Origin of the sequence: Klebsiella grimontii (genome assembly GCF_042137965.1) — a bacterium.
GTDB classification, from domain to species: domain Bacteria; phylum Pseudomonadota; class Gammaproteobacteria; order Enterobacterales; family Enterobacteriaceae; genus Klebsiella; species Klebsiella grimontii.
This window is the reverse complement of sequence record NZ_CP169721.1, coordinates 5,337,047-5,356,806: the sequence shown is the minus strand read 5'-3', so window position 1 is coordinate 5,356,806 and position 19,760 is coordinate 5,337,047. Positions and strand designations below refer to the sequence as shown.

The 19,760-nt window shown below is 56.1% G+C and carries 18 protein-coding genes and 1 riboswitch; of the genes, 8 read left to right on the top strand and 10 right to left on the bottom strand.

Going from position 1 to position 19,760, the window contains the following annotated elements:
• The first annotated feature begins 55 nt into the window (after positions 1–55).
• Entirely contained in the window at positions 56–928 is an 873-nt protein-coding gene (rluF, locus tag ACE3MN_RS25090) for a 23S rRNA pseudouridine(2604) synthase RluF (RefSeq protein ID WP_004137591.1), read from the top strand.
• Here the strand turns inward: rluF and ACE3MN_RS25085 are convergent.
• From ACE3MN_RS25085 to ACE3MN_RS25070, 4 genes are all read right to left on the bottom strand, one after another.
• Positions 925–1,197, bottom strand: a complete 273-nt coding sequence (locus tag ACE3MN_RS25085; RefSeq protein ID WP_004137590.1) for a DUF3811 domain-containing protein — start codon at positions 1,195–1,197, stop codon at positions 925–927. The genes rluF and ACE3MN_RS25085 overlap by 4 nt on opposite strands.
• Before the next feature lie 186 nt (positions 1,198–1,383).
• Entirely contained in the window at positions 1,384–2,325 is a 942-nt protein-coding gene (gene panS, locus ACE3MN_RS25080; protein WP_004137589.1) for a ketopantoate/pantoate/pantothenate transporter PanS, read from the bottom strand.
• A 111-nt stretch (positions 2,326–2,436) separates the two neighbouring features.
• Positions 2,437–4,017, bottom strand: a complete 1,581-nt coding sequence (rtcR, locus tag ACE3MN_RS25075; RefSeq protein WP_375364213.1) for an RNA repair transcriptional activator RtcR — start codon at positions 4,015–4,017, stop codon at positions 2,437–2,439.
• A gap of 105 nt (positions 4,018–4,122) precedes the next feature.
• Positions 4,123–4,326: a hypothetical protein gene (locus ACE3MN_RS25070; RefSeq protein ID WP_154975738.1), complete on the bottom strand. Its 204-nt coding sequence runs from the start codon at positions 4,324–4,326 to the stop codon at positions 4,123–4,125.
• Positions 4,327–4,464: 138 nt separating this feature from the next.
• On the opposite strand from ACE3MN_RS25070, the gene ACE3MN_RS25065 reads away from it, so the two are divergent.
• A complete protein-coding gene (locus tag ACE3MN_RS25065) occupies positions 4,465–5,592 on the top strand; it encodes a slipin family protein (RefSeq protein ID WP_154975737.1) in 1,128 nt (375 codons plus the stop codon).
• 5 nt (positions 5,593–5,597) lie between these two features.
• Positions 5,598–6,386, top strand: coding sequence for a nucleotidyltransferase domain-containing protein (locus tag ACE3MN_RS25060; RefSeq protein ID WP_219676184.1), 789 nt, complete (start codon positions 5,598–5,600; stop codon positions 6,384–6,386).
• A gap of 38 nt (positions 6,387–6,424) precedes the next feature.
• On the opposite strand, the gene lysC is transcribed toward ACE3MN_RS25060, so the two are convergent.
• Positions 6,425–7,774, bottom strand: coding sequence for a lysine-sensitive aspartokinase 3 (gene lysC / locus ACE3MN_RS25055; protein WP_004137585.1), 1,350 nt, complete (start codon positions 7,772–7,774; stop codon positions 6,425–6,427).
• 180 nt (positions 7,775–7,954) lie between these two features.
• A riboswitch (Lysine riboswitch) is annotated at positions 7,955–8,188 on the bottom strand.
• Positions 8,189–8,540: 352 nt separating this feature from the next.
• On the opposite strand from lysC, the gene pgi reads away from it, so the two are divergent.
• Complete coding sequence (pgi, locus tag ACE3MN_RS25050) at positions 8,541–10,190, top strand: glucose-6-phosphate isomerase (RefSeq protein ID WP_024360180.1); 1,650 nt, start codon at positions 8,541–8,543, stop codon at positions 10,188–10,190.
• A gap of 45 nt (positions 10,191–10,235) precedes the next feature.
• Here pgi and ACE3MN_RS25045 read toward each other — a convergent pair whose 3' ends face one another.
• Positions 10,236–10,691 (bottom strand): acyltransferase, encoded by a 456-nt coding sequence (locus ACE3MN_RS25045; RefSeq protein ID WP_049131414.1) that lies wholly within the window; start codon positions 10,689–10,691, stop codon positions 10,236–10,238.
• Between the two features lie 8 nt (positions 10,692–10,699).
• Complete coding sequence (locus tag ACE3MN_RS25040; RefSeq protein WP_024360181.1) at positions 10,700–11,209, bottom strand: GNAT family N-acetyltransferase; 510 nt, start codon at positions 11,207–11,209, stop codon at positions 10,700–10,702.
• A gap of 144 nt (positions 11,210–11,353) precedes the next feature.
• Between ACE3MN_RS25040 and psiE the strand changes: the two genes are divergently transcribed.
• Complete coding sequence (psiE, locus tag ACE3MN_RS25035; protein WP_004097754.1) at positions 11,354–11,764, top strand: phosphate-starvation-inducible protein PsiE; 411 nt, start codon at positions 11,354–11,356, stop codon at positions 11,762–11,764.
• 190 nt (positions 11,765–11,954) lie between these two features.
• On the opposite strand, the gene malG is transcribed toward psiE, so the two are convergent.
• From malG to malE, 3 genes are all read right to left on the bottom strand, one after another.
• Positions 11,955–12,845 (bottom strand): maltose ABC transporter permease MalG, encoded by an 891-nt coding sequence (gene malG, locus ACE3MN_RS25030; RefSeq protein ID WP_375364212.1) that lies wholly within the window; start codon positions 12,843–12,845, stop codon positions 11,955–11,957.
• Positions 12,846–12,859: 14 nt separating this feature from the next.
• Complete coding sequence (gene malF / locus ACE3MN_RS25025; protein ID WP_004137580.1) at positions 12,860–14,404, bottom strand: maltose ABC transporter permease MalF; 1,545 nt, start codon at positions 14,402–14,404, stop codon at positions 12,860–12,862.
• Between the two features lie 187 nt (positions 14,405–14,591).
• Positions 14,592–15,782, bottom strand: coding sequence for a maltose/maltodextrin ABC transporter substrate-binding protein MalE (gene malE, locus ACE3MN_RS25020; protein ID WP_004137579.1), 1,191 nt, complete (start codon positions 15,780–15,782; stop codon positions 14,592–14,594).
• Between the two features lie 370 nt (positions 15,783–16,152).
• Here malE and malK point away from each other — a divergent pair, with 370 nt between their 5' ends.
• From malK to malM, 3 genes are all read left to right on the top strand, one after another.
• Positions 16,153–17,262 carry a maltose/maltodextrin ABC transporter ATP-binding protein MalK gene (gene malK, locus ACE3MN_RS25015; RefSeq protein WP_004097762.1) on the top strand — a complete coding sequence of 370 codons (1,110 nt, stop codon included), beginning with the start codon at positions 16,153–16,155 and terminating at the stop codon, positions 17,260–17,262.
• A gap of 98 nt (positions 17,263–17,360) precedes the next feature.
• Positions 17,361–18,647 carry a maltoporin gene (locus ACE3MN_RS25010; protein ID WP_004137578.1) on the top strand — a complete coding sequence of 429 codons (1,287 nt, stop codon included), beginning with the start codon at positions 17,361–17,363 and terminating at the stop codon, positions 18,645–18,647.
• Between the two features lie 107 nt (positions 18,648–18,754).
• On the top strand, positions 18,755–19,687 hold the full coding sequence (gene malM / locus ACE3MN_RS25005; protein ID WP_004137577.1) for a maltose operon protein MalM: 933 nt from the start codon (positions 18,755–18,757) through the stop codon (positions 19,685–19,687).
• Positions 19,688–19,760 lie beyond the last annotated feature (73 nt).

The window sequence follows — 19,760 nt, the reverse complement described above, 5'->3', positions numbered from 1 at the left end:
GATTCTTTTTTATCGCCCGCAAGGTAGGGTATATTTCGCTTTTACAGGAGATTTTATGCTGCCCGACTCATCAACCCGACTTAATAAATACATCAGCGAGAGCGGAATTTGCTCGCGCCGTGAAGCCGATCGCTTTATTGAACAAGGCAACGTTTTTATCAACGGCAAGCGCGCCACCATTGGCGACCAGGTTAAAGCTGGCGACGTGGTAAAGGTCAATGGCCGGTTGATTGAGCCGCGCGAAGCGGACGATCTCGTCCTGATTGCGCTGAATAAACCGGTTGGCATCGTCAGCACCACCGAAGACGGCGAGCGCGACAATATTGTGGATTTCGTTAACCACAGTAAACGCATTTTCCCAATCGGTCGTCTGGATAAAGACTCCCAGGGGCTGATCTTTCTGACCAACCATGGCGATCTGGTGAATAAGATCCTGCGCGCTGGTAACGATCACGAAAAAGAGTATCTGGTCACCGTTGATAAGCTAATAACCGATGAGTTTATCCGCGGTATGGGCGCGGGGGTACCGATTCTCGGCACGGTGACGAAGAAGTGCAAAGTGAAAAAAGAAGCGCCGTTTGTATTTCGTATCACCCTGGTGCAGGGGCTGAATCGCCAGATTCGCCGGATGTGCGAACACTTTGGCTATGAAGTGACGAAGCTTGAACGGACGCGGATCATGAACGTCAGCCTGACGGGGATCCCGCTGGGAGAGTGGCGCGATCTGACCGATGATGAGCTGATCGATCTCTTTAAACTGATTGAGAGCTCATCTTCAGAAGCGAAACCGAAGGCAAAAGCAAAGCCGAAAACGGCCGGCATCAAGCGCCCGGTGGTGGCGATTGAAAAAAGCGGCGAGAAATCTTCCCGCCCGGCGTCGAACGGCAAACGCTTTACCGCGCCGGGGCGCAGAAAGAAAGGGCGTTAACGTCTGCCGCGGGTCGGCGTATTGGCCGACCAGGAAAACGAGGCCTCTGCATCCGGTTTGTATGCCTGCTTTTTCTTCAGCTGGCGGGCTTTTTTCGCCTCGGTTTCCCGCTGGAGCATCAGCTTATCGATGTACTCTTTTTTCACGCTATTGGTTTCCGCGTTAGTCAGCGGACGGCCGTGGGCGATGCGCGCGCGGTCGAGCAGGGTTTTCAGTTCTCGCTGTTCGCGCTCGGTCATCTCTTTTTGGGTGATGCGGGGGAGTGCCATAGTCGTGCCCTCAGTTAGCCTATGGCTTCAGTGTACGGTATTGGGGCTGACGTCTCACGGTAAATTATTGTGCCTCGCAGAAAATCCCGGAGGCGGTGCTGCGCACCTGTCCGGGCTACAAAACCCGCAAGCTGCACGGACCGTAGCCCGGCTAAGCGCAGCGCAAGCCGGGAAAATTACGGGTTGTTAGCTCTCTTTTACCGTTTTACGCGATTTATCAACAATAGGCTTTCCTGACCAGTAACCGGCCAGCAGCGAGCCGGACAGGTTGTGCCAGACCGAGAACAGCGCGCCGGGCAGCGCGGCCAGCGGGCCAAAGTAGATTTTCCCCAGCGCGGCAGCAAGGCCGGAGTTCTGCATTCCCACCTCGATCGCCAGCGTGCGGCAGGTGGACTCGTCAAAGCCAAACAGCCGTCCGCCCCAGTAGCCGCCGAGCAGGCCGATGGTGTTATGCAGGATGACGGCGATAATCACCACAAAGCCTACGGAAGCGATATGCGACGCGGAACCGGCCACCACGGCGCAGATAATCGCCAGAATGCAGACCATCGAAAAGGCCGGCAGGAACGGCTCAACCGCCTTGACCACTTTCGGCAGCAGATGATGCACGACCAGCCCCAGCGCAATCGGGATCACCACGATTTGCAGAATGCTGAGCAGCATCCCCATCACGTCCACCTGAATATGCGCATCTACGTACAGACGCGTCAGCAGCGGCGTGGCGACCACACCGACCAGCGTGGAAACCGACGAGATGGTGACCGAAAGCGCGACATCGCCTTTTGCCAGAAAGATCATCACGTTGGATGCCGTACCGCTGGCGACGCTGCCGACCAGCACCATCCCGGCGGAGAGCTCCGGCGGCATATGAAAAATCAGCGCCAGCAGCCAGGCGGCGAGGGGCATCACCAGGTAGTGGAGAAAAATGCCTGCGGCGACCGGCGCGGGGCGGGAAAGCACGCGCTTAAAATCGTCGACTTTCAGGTGCACGCCCATACCGAACATAATCAGCATCAGCAGCGTCGGGACCCACGGGCCAACGGGAGTGAAAGTGGATGGCGTGTAATAGGCGATAACCGAGAGCAGCAGCGCCCATAATGGGAACAGCCGCGTAAGCGTGGCGAGCATGTTGTTTTCCTTGCACGTAAGTTGTGTTTGCTTGTTATAGACCGGCCGGGATCGAGCCCGGCCATCGCTATTGTTTATCGTGCTAAGACATATTATTCAAACAAATTATGCTCATGTTCCGCTGCGGACGATCTCCCAACTGAGTCCGAAGCGCGCTAAATACTTGCGCAGACGGTCGGCATCGTTGGGATTGGCCTTTTTCTGCCGGGAGACGGCGAACAGCTCGCGTCCGGCTTCGGAGAGCGAAGCGCTGCGTTGGCAGACCGCCAGCACCGTTTCCAGCTGGCGGCGATCGAACAGATCGATTTCCATCGCAATATCAGGAGAAGATGTCGTGAGCTGCCAGCTCGCTTTCAGCAGCATTATCTCCTCTTCCGCAACGGCCAGCGTAATGCGCCCCTGCTCGGCCAGGGTCGCCATGCGCGTCACGGACGAACTAAGTTCGCGGAAATTGCCGCGCCATTGCGCCTGCGGCGAGCAGGCAAAGGCCAGATAGCGCTCGCGGGCGTCTTTATCGAAGCGGATCTGCGTCTGCCGCTCGTTGGCCAGTCGGCGTAATTCATACTCCACGTTCGGCGCAATATCTTCCCGCCGCTGCGCCAGGCCGGGGAGGGCAAAGCGCCACATATTGATGCGCGCATAAAGATCTTCGCGAAAGCGCCCCTCTGCCACCCACTGCTGCATATCGCGATGCGTGCCGGCGATCAGCTGGAAGTCGCTGTGCACCTCTTTATCCGAGCCAAACGGAAAAAAGGTTTTTTCTTCGATGGCCTTCAGCAGCATGGCCTGCTCATCCAGCCCCAGCTCGGCGATTTCATCGAGAAACAGCACGCCGCCGTCGGCTTCGCGTAATAGCCCGGCGCGAGGCGTCACCGCGCCGGTAAACGCGCCTTTGACATGGCCAAACAGCGTGGACATGGCGTTATCGCCGCGCAGCGTGGCGCAGTTCACCGCCATGAATTTTCCCGCCACCCGATGCCGCGACTGACGAAGCTGAAAAATACGTTTGGCGAGGACGGATTTACCAGCGCCCGTTGGGCCGGTAAGCAGGATCGGATCGGTCGATCGGATCGCCACGCGCTCAATACGATCGATAAGCGCGTTGAACGTCGCGTTCCGCGTCTCGATGCCTGCCTTCAGGAAGGAGACGGACTGCTGCTGCTCGCGCTGAAAGCGGCTGGTGAGCGCCGTATAGCGGCTTAAGTCCAGATCGATCACCGAATAAATACCGGCGGCGACGGCTTCATCCGCTGCGCTTTTCGGCGCAGGGCTGGTCTGCAGCAGGCTGGCGGGGAGGTAGCGCGCTTCGGTCAGCAGGAACCAGCAGATCTGCGCCACGTGGGTCCCGGTGGTGATATGCACCAGATACTCTTCGTTTTCGGTATCAAAGCGATAGTGGTTGGCAAAGTCGAGAAACGCCGCGTAGACCTCTTCAAAATCCCAGGGATCGTTTATCTCAACCGTATGCGGGCGCACTTCGGTATGCGGCGAAAGCTGGGCGATATCGTCAATCAGCTTTTGCGCCATGCTTTCATCACGCGGCTGGTGGAGGAGCTCCAGCCGGTCGACGGGAAAATCGGCCTGCTGGCATAGCCCCACGGTGGGCCGCCATTTTTTAAAGCGGTTCGCTCGCTTGCCGCGTTTATCCAGTACCGTTCCGAGGACGCCTATCACCACTCGCCGCTTTTTCATGTTTATCCCAAAAGATAAGTATCGATATTTAAAGATAAAAAAACCTGCTGGCGTGAGCAAGCGTCACGGTGTGCTTTAAAAATAAAAACTTTACTAATTAATTAGTTAAAAAATAACTTTCGCCATTTTTGTTTTTGGCACGCATCTGGCAATAGTCCTTTCGTCACGATGCTGAAGACGCAGGGGATTAAACCCCGCCGGCACGCCATGAACGGTACAGACCGTTTTTCGGGCGCGTTCCGTCAGCCGATGACCACCAATGGGTTCGATTCCCGATTTCATCTCCAATGAAAACTGGTTGTTAATCATAAAAACACAACGGGGTTGTGCGCAGTCGGCACTCCCCAAAGCTGGTCGCCGGTAAAGGCGCCGTGCCGCAGGCAAAAGGGAGTTCCCCTGCGGCTCCGCCCCTGCACCCGCGCCTGATTAAATGTAAAGGAATAAAAAATGACGAAAAAAATTACGGTACGTAAAGGTCAGCTTGGCCTTTTATCCCGCCAGGGTGACTACTATCAGGTTCTGGAAGCAGGCGAGCACCGCCTGCCGTGGTTCAACGTTCCTGACGTGCTGATCGTAAACCGGGACGGCAGCGAGGTGCCGGAAGCGCTGGCGGAGTATTTACGGCGCTTTCAGCCTGAATGGGTTGAACGCTACTGCCTGGCGGCGGATTTGACGGATATCGAAACCGGGGCGCTGTATGCCAACGGTGTGCTGCAGGACATTTTACCGCCTTCGACGCGCCGGCTGTACTGGTCCGCCGGTGACGAGATGCGGCTGCTACGTATCGATACCCGCCAGGTTGAGGTTCCGGCTGACATCATGAATGCGGTGCTGCAGCCGCGACGTCACGGGGCGGTAAAAGGCCGCGAAGCGATCCTCACCGTATCGGTGCCGGCGTGGCACGTTGGGGTGTTGAAAGTCGACGGTGAGACGCAAGCGCTGCTGCAGCCTGGCCTGAGCGCGTACTGGAAGGTCAATCATCTGGTGGAAGCGGAAGTGGTCGATACCCGCCTGCAGGTGCTGGAAGTCGGCGGTCAGGAGATTCTGACTAAAGATAAAGTGAACCTGCGTTTAAATCTGGCGGCGAACTGGCGCTATGACGATGTGCTGCGGGCGTTCGGACAGCTGACGAAGCCGCTGGATCATCTGTATCGCGAGCTGCAGTTTGCGCTGCGTGAAGCCGTCGGGACGCGAACGCTGGACGAACTGCTGGAAGACAAGAAAATCATCGATGAGGTGGTGAGCGCGCAGGTGACCGACCGTATGGCGCCGTTTGGTATTGAGGTCGCCTCGCTGGGCGTGAAGGATATTGTGCTGCCGGGTGATATGAAAACCATTCTGTCGCAACTAGTGGAAGCAGAAAAATCGGCGCAGGCGAATGTGATCCGCCGCCGTGAAGAGACCGCGGCGACCCGTTCGCTGCTCAACACCGCGAAGGTGATGGAAAATAACCCTGTCGCGCAGCGCTTAAAAGAGCTGGAAACGCTGGAAAGAGTGGCGGAACGTATCGATAAAATCTCGGTCTTTGGCGGTCTGGACCAGGTGCTGCATGGCCTGGTGAATCTAAAAGGATAATGAAAATGACGTATCACGGTGTGAATGCCGCTATGCGCCATAAGGTGCAACGGCAGTTAACGGACGTGGAGCGGCGCTACGGCGTCAGAGTGCTCTACGCCTGTGAATCCGGTAGCCGAGGCTGGGGCTTTGCCTCGCCGGACAGCGATTATGATGTGCGGTTTCTCTACGTTCATCCGCTGGAGTGGTATCTGCGGGTGGACGCGCCGCGGGACGTGATCGAATTACCCATCGATGATGAGCTGGACGTTTGCGGCTGGGAGTGGCGCAAAGCGCTGGGTCTGCTGAAAGGGGCGAATCCGACGCTGATTGAATGGTTGGATTCACCGGTGGTGTATCGGCAGGATGAGGCGACGATATCCGCGCTTAAGGCGCTGGTTCCGCAGTGGTTTTCGCCCGTCCGCGCGCGCTGGCACTACTACTCAATGGCGCGAAAAAACTTTCGCGGCTATCTGCAAAGCGACGACGTGCGGCTGAAAAAGTACTTTTACGTACTGCGCCCGCTGCTGGCCGTCCGCTGGGTTGAGGCGGGAAAAGGCGTACCGCCGATGCGCTTTGATCAACTGCTGGCGGGAAGCGAGCTGGAAACGGGGCTGCGTGAGGAAATAAACGCGCTGCTGGAACGTAAACAACGTGCGGGAGAGGCGGAGTACGGCCCGCGGCGACCATTACTGCATGCGTTTATTCAGTCCGAGCTGCTCAGAGGCGCGATCCCTCCCGCGCTGCCGGATAGCCGGACAGGGGATATTAGGGAGTTGGACAGATTGCTGATGACCACGGTGATGGGGAACTAAAAATGGCCCGGCAGAAATGACGGGCCATTTTTTCGCCATTACTCGAACAGATTATGATGCAGCTTCTGCACCACTTTTTCGGCATCCGCTCCCGGCACCAGGAAGCACAGGTTGTGGCTGGATGCGCCATAGCAAATCATTCGAATGTTGAACGGATCCAGCACGCCAAACACCTCTTTACCGACGCCGCACGCTTTCGACAGCTCATTACCAATGATGGCGACCAGCGCCAGATCCTGCTCGACCTCAACCCGGCACAGAGAGGAAAGTTCGGTCAACAGCCCTTGGGTGAGCAGGGTATCGCCAGCTGACGTTGAACCGGTGGTATCCATGGTTAGCGCCACGCTCACTTCCGACGTGGTGATCAGATCGACGGAGATGCTGTGACGCGCCAGAATACTAAACACTTCGGCCAGAAAACCACGCGAGTGCAGCATATTCAGGCTGTGCAGGGTTAGCAGCGTCTGCTTGCGGCGCAGCGCCAGCGCGCGGAACAGCGGCGGGTTTTTGGTGTTTTTGCACACCAGCGTGCCGCCGGCCTTCGGCTCTTTGCTGGAGCCGACGAATACCGGAATATCGCTGCGCACGGCGGGGAGCAGGGTGGCCGGATGCAGGACCTTCGCGCCAAAGGTCGCCATTTCCGCCGCTTCTTCAAAAGCGATAACGTCAATGCGTTTGGCTGCCGGCGCGACGCGCGGGTCGGTGGTGTAGATACCAGGAACATCGGTCCAGATATCGACGCGGGTGGCGTTTAGCGCTTCGCCGAGCAGCGCGGCGGTATAGTCGCTGCCGCCGCGGCCCAGGGTAGTGGTACGGCCTTTGGCTTCGCTGCCGATAAAGCCCTGGGTGATCACCAGCCCTTCCGCAAGGCGCGGGGTCAGCTGCTGCTGGGTTAATTCAGATAAGGCGGCGATATCCGGTTCCGCGCGGCCAAAGCGGTCGTTGGTGCGCATAATTTTGCGTACGTCGAACCACTGGGCGGCGATACCGCGCTCGCGCAGGATCTCGACAAACAGCAGGGTAGACATCAGTTCGCCGTGGCTGACCAGCTCGTCGGTTAACGCGGTTGAACTGGCCAGGGAGGCAGCTTCCGCCAGGGTGGTGATGTTTTCCAGCAGGCGCTCTATTTCATCGCGGATCACGTTCGGATAGCGCAGACGCTCCAGAATATTGAACTGGATTTGACGCATGGCATCGAGTTTCGCGAAACGTTCGCCGGGTTCCAGCCCTTCCGCTAATGCGACCAGCAGGTTGGTCACGCCCGCTGAGGCGGAAAGCACCACCACGCGGGTATTGGCATCCAACAGCGCGACGTCTACGCTGCGGTTCATGGCATCAAAATCGGCAACGCTGGTGCCGCCGAACTTGGCTACAACTAAATCTGTCATAACAACCTCGTGTCAGGGGGCCTGACTTATTAAAACGATTCCAGAAAACCAATCCTGGCGGGGCTGGACGCAACCGGATTGCAATAAAATGTCTTAATAAGCCAGGCCAAATTATTCAGCCATGGCACAAGGGAAGAGCGAAAAACAGGGTGGGCGCAGAGCGATAAACAAACTACGATGTCACCCAGAAGTGCTCCACCTTGTAGACCCGCTTGCCGATGCTTTGTATCAGCTGGCGAGTATGAAACGCCCGACTGCGAACGTTTCTGGTGACAACCCAGGGGATTCAGCCCCTGTGGCCGGTGATGAGCGTAACCAGACGCTTATTCACCTCGGCGTTGCTCCCCCTCACGTATTTTCCCCGGACTGGCTCCTCCAATACGGTTACCTGGGCAACGCACCTCTTCTGGCAATTACCGACGTCTTTCACTTTGCCAGGGGGACGCGGGACATTATACCCCCCTGCAATACCCTTTCGCTGTAGCGTGAAATGCGCGATCCATACATACCTACGTATACGTAAATACTGCCGTTATATAAAGGCTTCAGGCGAAGTATGTCAACGTCAGGGTTATGCGGATTTTTCATGGGCGGGTCGCTGACAGAAAAAAGCCTTATGATGTCTATACTATCAGGGGCGTTTTGCGCCAAATCGGTCCAATTTCTGACGCGTATCATCGGCATAACATAAAAATCATCACAATTTTTCGTCACCGGCGCTACAATCGACCGCAGTCACAATTCTCAAATCAGAAGAGTATTGCTAATGAAAAACATCAACCCAACGCAGACCTCTGCCTGGCAGGCATTACAGAAACACTTTGATGAAATGAAAGACGTTACCATCGCGGATCTGTTCGCGAAGGATAGCGATCGTTTTTCTAAATTCTCCGCCACGTTCGACGATCTGATGCTGGTGGATTTTTCCAAAAACCGCATCACCGAAGAGACGCTGGCTAAGCTGCAGGACCTGGCCAAAGAGACCTTCCTGGCAGACGCCATTAAATCCATGTTCTCCGGCGAGAAGATTAACCGCACGGAAGACCGCGCGGTGCTGCACGTTGCGCTGCGTAACCGCAGCAATACTCCGATTCTGGTTGATGGCAAAGACGTGATGCCGGAAGTGAACGCCGTGCTTGAGAAGATGAAAACCTTCTCCGAAGCCATTATCTCCGGCAACTGGAAAGGCTACACCGGTAAAGCGATTACCGACGTCGTGAACATCGGTATCGGCGGCTCCGACCTCGGCCCGTTCATGGTGACCGAAGCGCTGCGCCCGTACAAAAACCACCTGAACATGCACTTTGTTTCCAACGTCGATGGGACCCACATCGCCGAAGTGCTGAAAACGGTGAACCCGGAAACCACGCTGTTCCTGGTCGCGTCGAAAACCTTTACCACTCAGGAAACCATGACCAACGCTCACAGCGCGCGCGACTGGTTCCTGGCGACCGCCGGCGATGAGAAGCACGTAGCGAAACACTTCGCCGCGCTCTCGACCAACGGTAAAGCGGTTGGCGAGTTCGGTATTGATACCGCCAATATGTTTGAATTCTGGGACTGGGTTGGCGGCCGTTACTCTCTGTGGTCAGCCATCGGCCTGTCCATCATCCTGTCCGTCGGCTTCGACAACTTTGTTGAGCTGCTCTCCGGCGCACACGCGATGGATAAACACTTCTCCACGACCGCGCCTGAGAAAAACCTGCCGGTACTGCTGGCGCTGATCGGTATCTGGTACAACAACTTCTTCGGTGCTGAAACCGAAGCGATTCTGCCGTACGACCAGTATATGCACCGCTTTGCCGCCTACTTCCAGCAGGGCAACATGGAATCCAACGGTAAATACGTTGACCGTAACGGCAACGCCGTGGATTACCAGACGGGCCCAATCATCTGGGGCGAGCCGGGTACCAACGGTCAGCACGCGTTCTACCAGCTGATTCACCAGGGGACCAAAATGGTGCCTTGCGACTTTATCGCCCCGGCGATTACCCACAACCCGCTGTCCGACCACCATCCGAAGCTGCTGTCTAACTTCTTTGCCCAGACCGAAGCGCTGGCGTTTGGTAAATCCCGCGAAGTGGTTGAGCAGGAATATCGCGATCAGGGTAAAGATCCGGCGACCCTGGAACACGTGGTGCCGTTCAAAGTGTTTGAAGGCAACCGCCCGACCAACTCCATCCTGCTGCGTGAAATTACGCCGTTCAGCCTGGGCGCGCTGATTGCCCTGTATGAGCACAAAATCTTCACCCAGGGCGTGATTATGAACATCTTCACCTTCGACCAGTGGGGCGTGGAGCTGGGCAAACAGCTGGCTAACCGCATCCTGCCGGAGCTGAAAGATGGTTCCGAAGTGAGCAGCCACGACAGCTCCACTAACGGCCTGATTAACCGCTATAAATCCTGGCGCGCATAATCGCTAAAACGTTCGCAATGCCGGCCCATGTGGCCGGCATTTTTGTTATAGCTGGCGCAGCAGCTTTGCCGGGTTCCCGGCCCACACGCCTTTCTCAGTAATGGATTTGGTCACCACGCTGCCCGCGCCAATCACGACCCCATCGCAGATGCTGACCGCCAGAATGGTTGCGCCGCTGCCGATAGACACATCGTTGCCAATCACAATTCTTCCCCAGCTCTCGCGGTCGGCGTTGGGTTTTCCCTCGCGGAACATATCGTTGGCGAACATCACGCCGTGGCCGATAAAACAGCGCTCGCCGATGGTCACGTACTCGCAGATAAAGGTGTGGGACTGAATTTTGCTGTCGTTGCCGATGCGGGTATGGCCCTGAATCTCCACAAATGGCCCGACGAAGACGTTATCGCCAAGCGTGCAGTCGTAGAGGTTGGCGGGCTGGTAAATCACCACGTTTTCGCCGCTGGCGACGTTGCGAATGGCGGTTTCACGAAGGGTATGCATGCTGCCTCTCAGATTGGTTTAGCCAGAATATGGAGTGTGCTTTCCTGGGTTGCAGAATGAAATGCCACATCCTTCACGTGCTGCATCCCCTGGCGTTCATAAAAACGGCGGGCGCTGGTATTCGCGGCGAGCACTTCCAGCCATAGCCAGCGTTCACCCTTCTCTTTTGCTCGCGTCTCGACGGCGCGGAAAATCTGCTCGCCGTAGCGATGTCCGGTGGCGTCGGGCAGCAGATAAAGCTTATGCAGCAGCGTGCCGGAGGGACCCTCGGGATGAATATTCTGACCACAGGCGTATTTAGCAAAGCCGACAGGGCGCGCGGCTTCCGCAATCAACCAACAGCACTGCGGATCGGCCAGGCTGGGCGCCAGCGCGGCCATGGAATATTCTTGCTGCAGGTAGTGCTCCAGTTCATCGGCGTTGTGCCAGAGATGGGCAAAGTGGTGGCGATAGCTGGCATTGGCCATTTCGTTGAGCAAGGCTGCATCTTCTGGCCCTGCAATACGAATTTTGAACATGGTTGTTTCCTTTTTAACCTGTCAGTGTGGCAAGTGATTGTTACATTTACGCCGCCGGTGGCAAAAAGTTAACGAATAATGTCGATCTGGATCACACTTTTGCGTTATACAGGTCACAAATAATGATGATTATGAGGTGTATCTATGCCGCCGGTTTATCGTCCGTTGGTGAGTTTTATTGCAACCGCAATGCAAACCGTTTTGAATCTTGGCCTGCTGTGCCTGGGGGTCATTCTGATCGTATTTCTGGGCAAGGAGACGTTGCATCTGGCGCACGTCCTGTTTACGCCGGAGCCTGTCAGCAAGTACAAGCTGGTGGAGGGGCTGGTCGTCTACTTCCTCTATTTCGAGTTTATCGCGCTGATAGTGAAGTATTTTGAGTCGGGATTTCACTTCCCGCTGCGCTACTTTGTCTATATCGGCATCACCGCCATCGTCCGCCTGATCATTATCGATCATGAGTCGCCTATGGCGGTGCTGATTTACTCCGCTGCGATCCTGATTCTGGTGATTACGCTTTGGCTGTGTAATTCCAACCGCCTGAAACGCGAATAAAAAAAAGCGGCCTCCAGGGCCGCTGACCAACAGTCACAAATAGAATTTATGTAGGGTCCAGTTGAGGATAGCAGTGGCATTTGCCTTACTTTTTCAGCTGAGGGCGGCGGCGGCAATGCCCGGTTGGGGACGCGCATTGCCGCTAAACCGCCGGCCCTCATCTGAAATTTGGGGCGGGTGTTACAAAAAATTAACCTTTCACTCCGCCTGCCGTCAGGCCGTTGACCAACCAGCGCTGGGCCAGCAGGAACACTACGGTAATCGGAATAGCGGAGAGCACCGCTGCAGCGGCAAAGTCGCCCCACAGATAGTTCTGCGGGTTGAGATACTGTTGCATTCCGACCGCCAGGGTATAGCTGTTCACATCGCGCAGCAGCAGGGAGGCCACCGGTACTTCGGTAATCGCGGCGATGAACGACAGAATAAACACCACCGCCAGAATCGGTACCGACAGCGGGAGCAGCACCAGGCGGAAAGCCTGCCACGGGGTGGCGCCGTCCAGCGCCGCCGCTTCCTCCAGCGAGCCGTCGATGGTTTCGAAGTAACCTTTAATCGTCCAGACGTGCAGCGCGATACCGCCCATATAGGCGAAGATGACGCCGCCGTGGGTATTCAGGCCGACGAACGGCACGTACTGGCCGAGACGGTCAAACAGGGCATACAGCGCGACCAGCGACAGAACCGCGGGGAACATCTGGAAAATCAGCATCCCTTTCAGCAGCGTGGCTTTACCCGGGAAGCGCATACGGGCAAAAGCGTAAGCGCAGGTAGTAGAGAGCGCGACGATGCCAATGGCGGTAATGCCGGCCACCTTGATGGAGTTCCACAGCCACAGCAGGACCGGGAAGGGGGGCGGCGTGACGCGACCGTCAGCGTGTTCAACGCTGAAGCCTAACGCCAGCCGCCAGTGCTCCCAGGAGATACTTTCAGGGATCAGGCTACCGGTGGCGAAGTTCCCATCGCGCAGAGAGATAGCGATGACCATCAGCAGCGGGAACATAATCGCCGCGATAAAAATCAGCAGCAGGAGATGCGTGGTAAACAGGCGCAGCTTCTGAGATTTGGGTTGAACCATAGCCATAATCGTTATCTCCCTTAATCAAACTTCATACGTGTGGCTTTCAGGTTAACAATCGCAAGCAGGCCTACCAGCAGGAAGATCAGCGTGGCGATAGCCGCCGCGAGGCCGAAGTCCTGACCGCCGCCGCCTTCAAAGGCGATGCGGTAGGTATAGCTCACCAGCAGGTCGGTGTAGCCCGCCGGCGTGGTGGTGCCGAGCCGGTCCGGCCCGCCGTTGGTCAACAGCTGAATCAGCACGAAGTTGTTAAAGTTAAAGGCGAAGCTGGCGATCATCAGCGGCGTCAGCGGCTTGATCAGCAGCGGCAGCGTAATTTTGAAGAAGTTCTGGAACGGCGTAGCGCCATCCATTGCCGAGGCTTCGTATAAATCGTCAGGAATCGCTTTCAGCAGGCCCATGCACAGGATCATCATGTACGGATAGCCCAGCCAGGTGTTGACGATGATAATCATCGTGCGCGCGGTAGTCGGGTCGCTAAACCAGGCCGGCTTGATGCCGAACAGCGCGCTGAGCATCATGTTGATCTCGCCAAAACTCTGGTTGAACAAGCCTTTGAAAATCAGAATCGAGATAAACGACGGTACGGCATACGGCAGAATCAGCAGTACGCGGTAAATCGCTTTGCCCTTCAGGGCTTCCCACTGGACCAGACAGGCGAGCACCATGCCGACCGCAACGGTAAGAATCACGGTCAGAACGGAGAACACCACCGTCCAGACGAAAATCGCGAAGAACGGTTTCTGGATCCCTTCATCCTGGAACACGCGGGTGAAGTTATCCCAGCCGATGGTTACGGTGTAGCCCGGGCTGAGCTTTTCGCTGCCCCAGCTGCCGTCGGCGTTGATCGCCTGATAGAAACCGACCTCGGCGTTGGGACGATATTTCACGCCGCTCTGGTTGTTGGTCAGCGTACCGTCATTGGCCAGCGCGTACAGCGGTTGAGTACCGGAGAACTGACGCAGGGAGCTCATAATGACTTTGCTTTCATCCGGCAGCACGGCGGTCAGCTGGTTCAGGGCGGTACGGTTTTGCGTAATCACGCGCAGCGTGGCGCGATCGCCTTCCGGCAGGGCGTCAGCCTCTTTTAAGGCCAGTTTCTGCTCGCCGCCGAATTTAAAGGCGTCGGAAAGATAGTTTTTGCCGCTTTCGCCGTCGGTCAGCGCCAGCTTCCACTCATCTCCCGCCGGATAGAGCGCGAAGTTGTAGGATTTGCCCGCCTGGAAGGAGCGGTCCATCAGTACCTGTTGGGCGCGTTCGAAGGTCAGCTGGTTAGTGCTGCTGTAGTTGGTGAAAGCGATTGCGATCGTGCAGATCAGCGGGAACAGGACGAACAGCCCCATCCCGGCGAGACCCGGATAAACATAGCGCCAGGCGTAGGCCTTGCGATTGGAAAAAATATACAGGCCAACCGAGCTTAAAATCAGCGTCATGATGGCAAACAGGTACTCCCCCTGGGCGTACATCAAAACAACAAGGTAACCCACCAGCAGGCACAGCAAGCCGATCACAGACCATGTGAGCTGCGGGCTTTGCCACCAGTGCTTCTTTTTCACGACATCCATGGGGATCATCCTCTTTACACTTTATCCTTCGCGCTACCTCTTTGTTGGCTGCGGATGCGCACCCCAGTCACTTACTGATGTAAGCGCCTGGGGATTTGTCATCCTTGCCGCCTCGATGTAGCGCGAATGATTTCGTGTAACAACGTATTCAACAAACCTTATTCTCTAAGAAATAAGGGAAACCGTATTACTTGGTGATACGAGACTGTGCGTCTTTCAGCGCCGCTTCGACGGTCTGGCGACCGCTAGCTGCGTTGATCACTGCGGTACGAACGGCATACCAGAAGGCGGACATCTGCGGGATGTTCGGCATGATTTCGCCTTTCTGGGCGTTCGCCATGGTGGCGGCGATACGCGGATCTTTTTCCAGTTTCTCCTGGAAGGATTTCAGCGCGACCGCGCCCAGCGGTTTGTCCTTGTTCACTTCATCCAGACCCTGGTCGGTCATCAGGTAGTTTTCGAGGAACTCTTTCGCCAGTTCTTTGTTCGGGCTGGCGGCGTTAATACCGGCGCTCAGTACGCCAACGAACGGTTTAGACGCGTTGCCTTTGAAGGTCGGCAGCAGGGTAACGCCGTAGTTAACCTTGCTCTTATCGATGTTAGACCACGCCCACGGACCGTTGATGGTCATCGCGGTTTCGCCTTTGTTGAATGCCGCTTCCGCGATGGAGTAGTCGGTGTCGGCGTTCATATGCTTGTTCTTGATAAGGTCGACCAGGAAGGTCAGGCCAGCTTTCGCGCCAGCGCTATCCACGCCCACGTTTTTCACGTCGTACTTGCCGTTTTCAAACTTGAACGCATAGCCGCCGTCGGCAGCGATCAGCGGCCAGGTGAAGTACGGTTCTTGCAGGTTGAACATCAGCGCGCTCTTACCTTTCGCCTTCAGTTCTTTATCCAGCGCCGGGATCTCTTCCCAGGTTTTCGGCGGATTTGGCACCAGGTCTTTGTTATAGATCAGCGACAGCGCTTCGACGGCAACCGGGTAGGCAATCAGCTTGCCGTTATAGCGAACCGCGTCCCAGGTGAACGGATAGAGTTTGTCCTGGAAAGCTTTGTCCGGGGAGATTTCCGCCAGCAGGCCAGACTGGGCGTAGCCGCCAAAACGGTCGTGGGCCCAGAAAATGATGTCAGGGCCGTCGCCGGTCGCGGCAACCTGCGGGAATTTCTCTTCCAGCTTATCCGGATGTTCTACGGATACTTTAATGCCGGTGTCTTTTTCAAACTTTTTACCCACTTCAGCGAGGCCGTTGTAGCCTTTGTCGCCGTTAATCCAGATAACCAGCTTACCTTCTTCGATTTTTGCGAGGGCAGAGGCGGAAAACATCATCGTGGTCAATGCAGACAGCGCGAGGATGCGAGCGCCAGTTTTGATTTTCATATACCCGTCCTATTTGGTGATGTGCTCGTGGATACACTTGAGTGGCTTAACGGTGATGAGTTTCCTTTTTTAACAACCTCTTTCCATCCTCCCCATGTCTACGCCCCATCCCCCGATTGTGTGATCTCCATAGCAGAAATGCCGGTTATGAGTCCTGGAGCACATAAAAAGGCGGCCAATTTTGCAGGCTGCATCACGAAATCGGTATCGACCCGTCCCCCCCGGCGGCGAGACGTCATCTCTCATCCTCCCGTCTCCTCCCCCATGAAAAAGCCGGGGGGTGGAGGATTTACCAGACTAATGAATGCCGCATAGTCACCCCATCTTGAATGTGTCGTTAAGTGACAGGTTGTAACGAAGGGAGAAGGGCATGGCGAGCGTACAGCTGCGAAATGTAACGAAAGCCTGGGGTGACGTGGTGGTATCAAAAGATATCAATCTCGAGATCCAGGATGGGGAGTTCGTCGTGTTTGTTGGGCCATCAGGCTGCGGCAAATCCACCCTGCTGCGTATGATTGCCGGGCTGGAAACGGTGACCAGCGGCGATCTGCTGATTGGCGATACCCGAATGAATGATGTCCCGCCCGCCGAGCGCGGTATCGGGATGGTGTTTCAGTCTTATGCGCTTTACCCCCATCTTTCCGTCGCGGAAAACATGTCTTTTGGCCTGAAGCTGGCCGGCGCCAAAAAAGAGCTGATTAACCAGCGCGTGACCCAAGTGGCGGAGGTACTGCAGCTGGCCCATCTGCTGGAACGTAAGCCTAAGGCGCTTTCCGGCGGTCAGCGCCAGCGCGTGGCGATTGGCCGTACCCTGGTGGCTGAACCGCGCGTTTTCCTGCTCGATGAACCGCTTTCCAACCTTGATGCCGCGCTGCGCGTACAGATGCGCATTGAGATTTCCCGTCTGCATAAGCGTCTTGGCCGCACGATGATTTACGTGACCCACGACCAGGTCGAAGCGATGACCCTCGCCGACAAAATTGTGGTGCTCGACGCCGGTCGCGTCGCGCAGGTCGGCAAGCCTCTCGAACTCTATCACTACCCGGCGGATCGCTTCGTCGCGGGCTTTATCGGCTCGCCGAAGATGAACTTCCTGCCGGTTAAGGTCACCGCTACCGCCATTGAGCAGGTGCAGGTGGAGCTGCCGAACCGTCAGCAGGTCTGGCTGCCGGTGGACAGCGCCCGCGTTCAGGTCGGCGCCAACATGTCCTTAGGTATTCGCCCGGAACATCTGCTGCCCAGCGATATCGCCGACGTCACCCTTGAAGGTGAAGTTCAGGTGGTCGAACAGCTCGGCCACGAAACGCAAATTCATATCCAGATCCCATCCATCCGTCAAAACCTGGTTTACCGCCAGAATGACGTGGTGCTGGTAGAAGAGGGAGCCACATTCGCCATCGGTTTGCCGCCGGAGCGCTGCCATTTATTCCGTGAGGATGGCACCGCTTGTCGTCGGCTGCATAAAGAGCCGGGCGTGTAAGGCTTCCCATTAAAAAAAACGTGCACCCTGCAGCGTCGAAAAACAGGCGCAACAACAGGCGAAGCGTTCAAAGAAAAGCAATGATCTCAGGAGATAGAATGATGATTACTCTGCGCAAACTTCCACTGGCGGTCGCCGTTGCGGCAGGCGTTATGTCTGCTCAGGCGCTGGCCGTTGATTTCCACGGCTATGCTCGTTCTGGTATCGGCTGGACCGGCAGCGGCGGTGAACAACAGTGCTTCCAGGCAACCGGCGCTCAAAGTAAATACCGTCTGGGTAACGAATGTGAAACCTATGCGGAACTGAAGCTGGGCCAGGAAGTATGGAAAGAAGGTGATAAGAGCTTCTACTTCGATACCAACGTCGCTTACTCTGTGTCACAGCAGAACGACTGGGAATCCACCAGTCCGGCATTCCGTGAAGCTAACGTGCAGGGTAAAAACCTGATCGAATGGTTGCCAGGCTCCACCATCTGGGCCGGTAAGCGCTTCTACCAGCGTCATGACGTTCATATGATCGACTTCTACTACTGGGATATTTCTGGTCCTGGTGCGGGTATTGAAAACATCGATCTGGGCTTCGGTAAACTCTCTCTGGCAGCAACGCGTTCTTCTGAATCCGGCGGCTCCGGCACCTTCGCCGATCGCGACAAGTTCGGTAATCGCGTCTATGACAATATCGTGCCGAATGATGTATTCGACGTGCGTTTAGCCGGTCTGGAAACTAACCCGGGCGGCACGCTGGAACTGGGCGTTGACTACGGCCACACAAACATCCCTGATGATTACTCACTGCAGCCGGGCGCTTCCAAAGACGGCTGGATGCTCACCGCTGAGCATACTCAGAGCATGCTGAAAGGCTTTAACAAATTTGTTCTGCAGTATGCGACTGACTCTATGACCTCCAGCGGTAAAGGTGTTCCGCAGGGCGGCAGCATTAATAACGATGGATCTATGTGGCGCGTGTTGGACCACGGTGCGATCTCTCTCGGCGATAGCTGGGATCTGATGTACGTCGGTATGTACCAGGATATCGACCGCGACAACAACAATGGTACCCAGTGGTGGACCGTCGGCGTTCGTCCAATGTACAAGTGGACGCCTATCATGAGCACCCTGATGGAAATCGGCTACGACAACGTCAAATCTCAACGCACCAGCGATCGTAACAGCCAGTATAAAGTAACTCTGGCACAACAGTGGCAGGCTGGGGACAGCATCTGGTCCCGTCCGGCAATCCGCGTATTCGCAACGTACGCCAAATGGGATGAGAAATGGGGCTATAACGATAGCGGCGTAGCGTACAACGACACCAGCGCTAAAACCTTTAGCCGTGGCGATAACGACGAGTGGACCTTCGGTGCCCAGATGGAAATCTGGTGGTAATCGAATCTAACCGTTCGTAACTAAAAGAGGGGCGTAAGCCCCTCTATCTTAGGCCCAGCGCGCTATTGCCTGGCTACCGCTCGGCCATCGGAATTGAGGTGATAACAATGAAAATGAAGAAAAGTCTCGTTGCCCTCTGCCTGTCCGTCGGCCTGATGGCCTGCGTACCCGCAGTCAGTTTTGCTGATGTTAATTTCGTGCCGCAGAACACCTCTGCCGCGCCGTCGATTCCAGCCTCTGCGTTGCAGCAGCTAACCTGGACTCCGGTCGATCAATCCAAAACGCAGACGACAAAGCTCGCCGTGGCCGGACAGACGCTCAATGTCCCCGGTATCAGTGGCCCGGTCGCCGCATACAGCGTTCCGGCGAATATTGGCGAGCTCAATATTACGTTAACCAGCGAAGTGGAAAAACAAACTGCGGTATATGCGCCGAACGTGCTGATTCTTGACCAAAATATGACGCCATCCGCGTTCTTCCCCAGCAGCTACTTTACCTATCTTGAACCGGGAGTGATGAGTTCAGATCGTCTGGAAGGCGTAATGCGCCTGACTCCGGCGCTGGGACAGCAGAAAATTTATGTGCTGGTTTTTACCACGCCGCAGGATTTGCAGCAGACCACTAAATTAATCGATCCGGCGAAGGCTTATGCCAAAGGTACCGGCAATGCGGTGCCGGATATTCCGGATCCCATCGCGAAACACGTTACAAACGGTACCATTAGCCTGAAGGTGAAAACCTCTACCGCCTCCAGCGTACTGGTTGGCCCGTTGTTCGGTTCGTCAGGTCCGGGGCCTGTTACCGTCGGTAATACCGCTGCTCCTGCCTATAGCGCGCCGGTCGCCGCTCCGGCCCCGGCTCCAGCGGCGAAAAGCGAACCGATGCTCGACGATACCGAAACCTACTTCAACAACGGTATCAAGCAGGCGGTTGCGAAAGGCGATATCGACAAGGCCCTGAAATTGATGAACGAAGCTGAACGTCTTGGCTCGAAATCTGCTCGTTCCACCTTTATCAGCAGTGTAAAAGGCAAGGGGTGACCGTCTCCCCGCAATGCTGATGTTTAGGCACAGCCTTTAGGTGCGTCCGTTCGGGCGCACTTTTTTTTAGCGC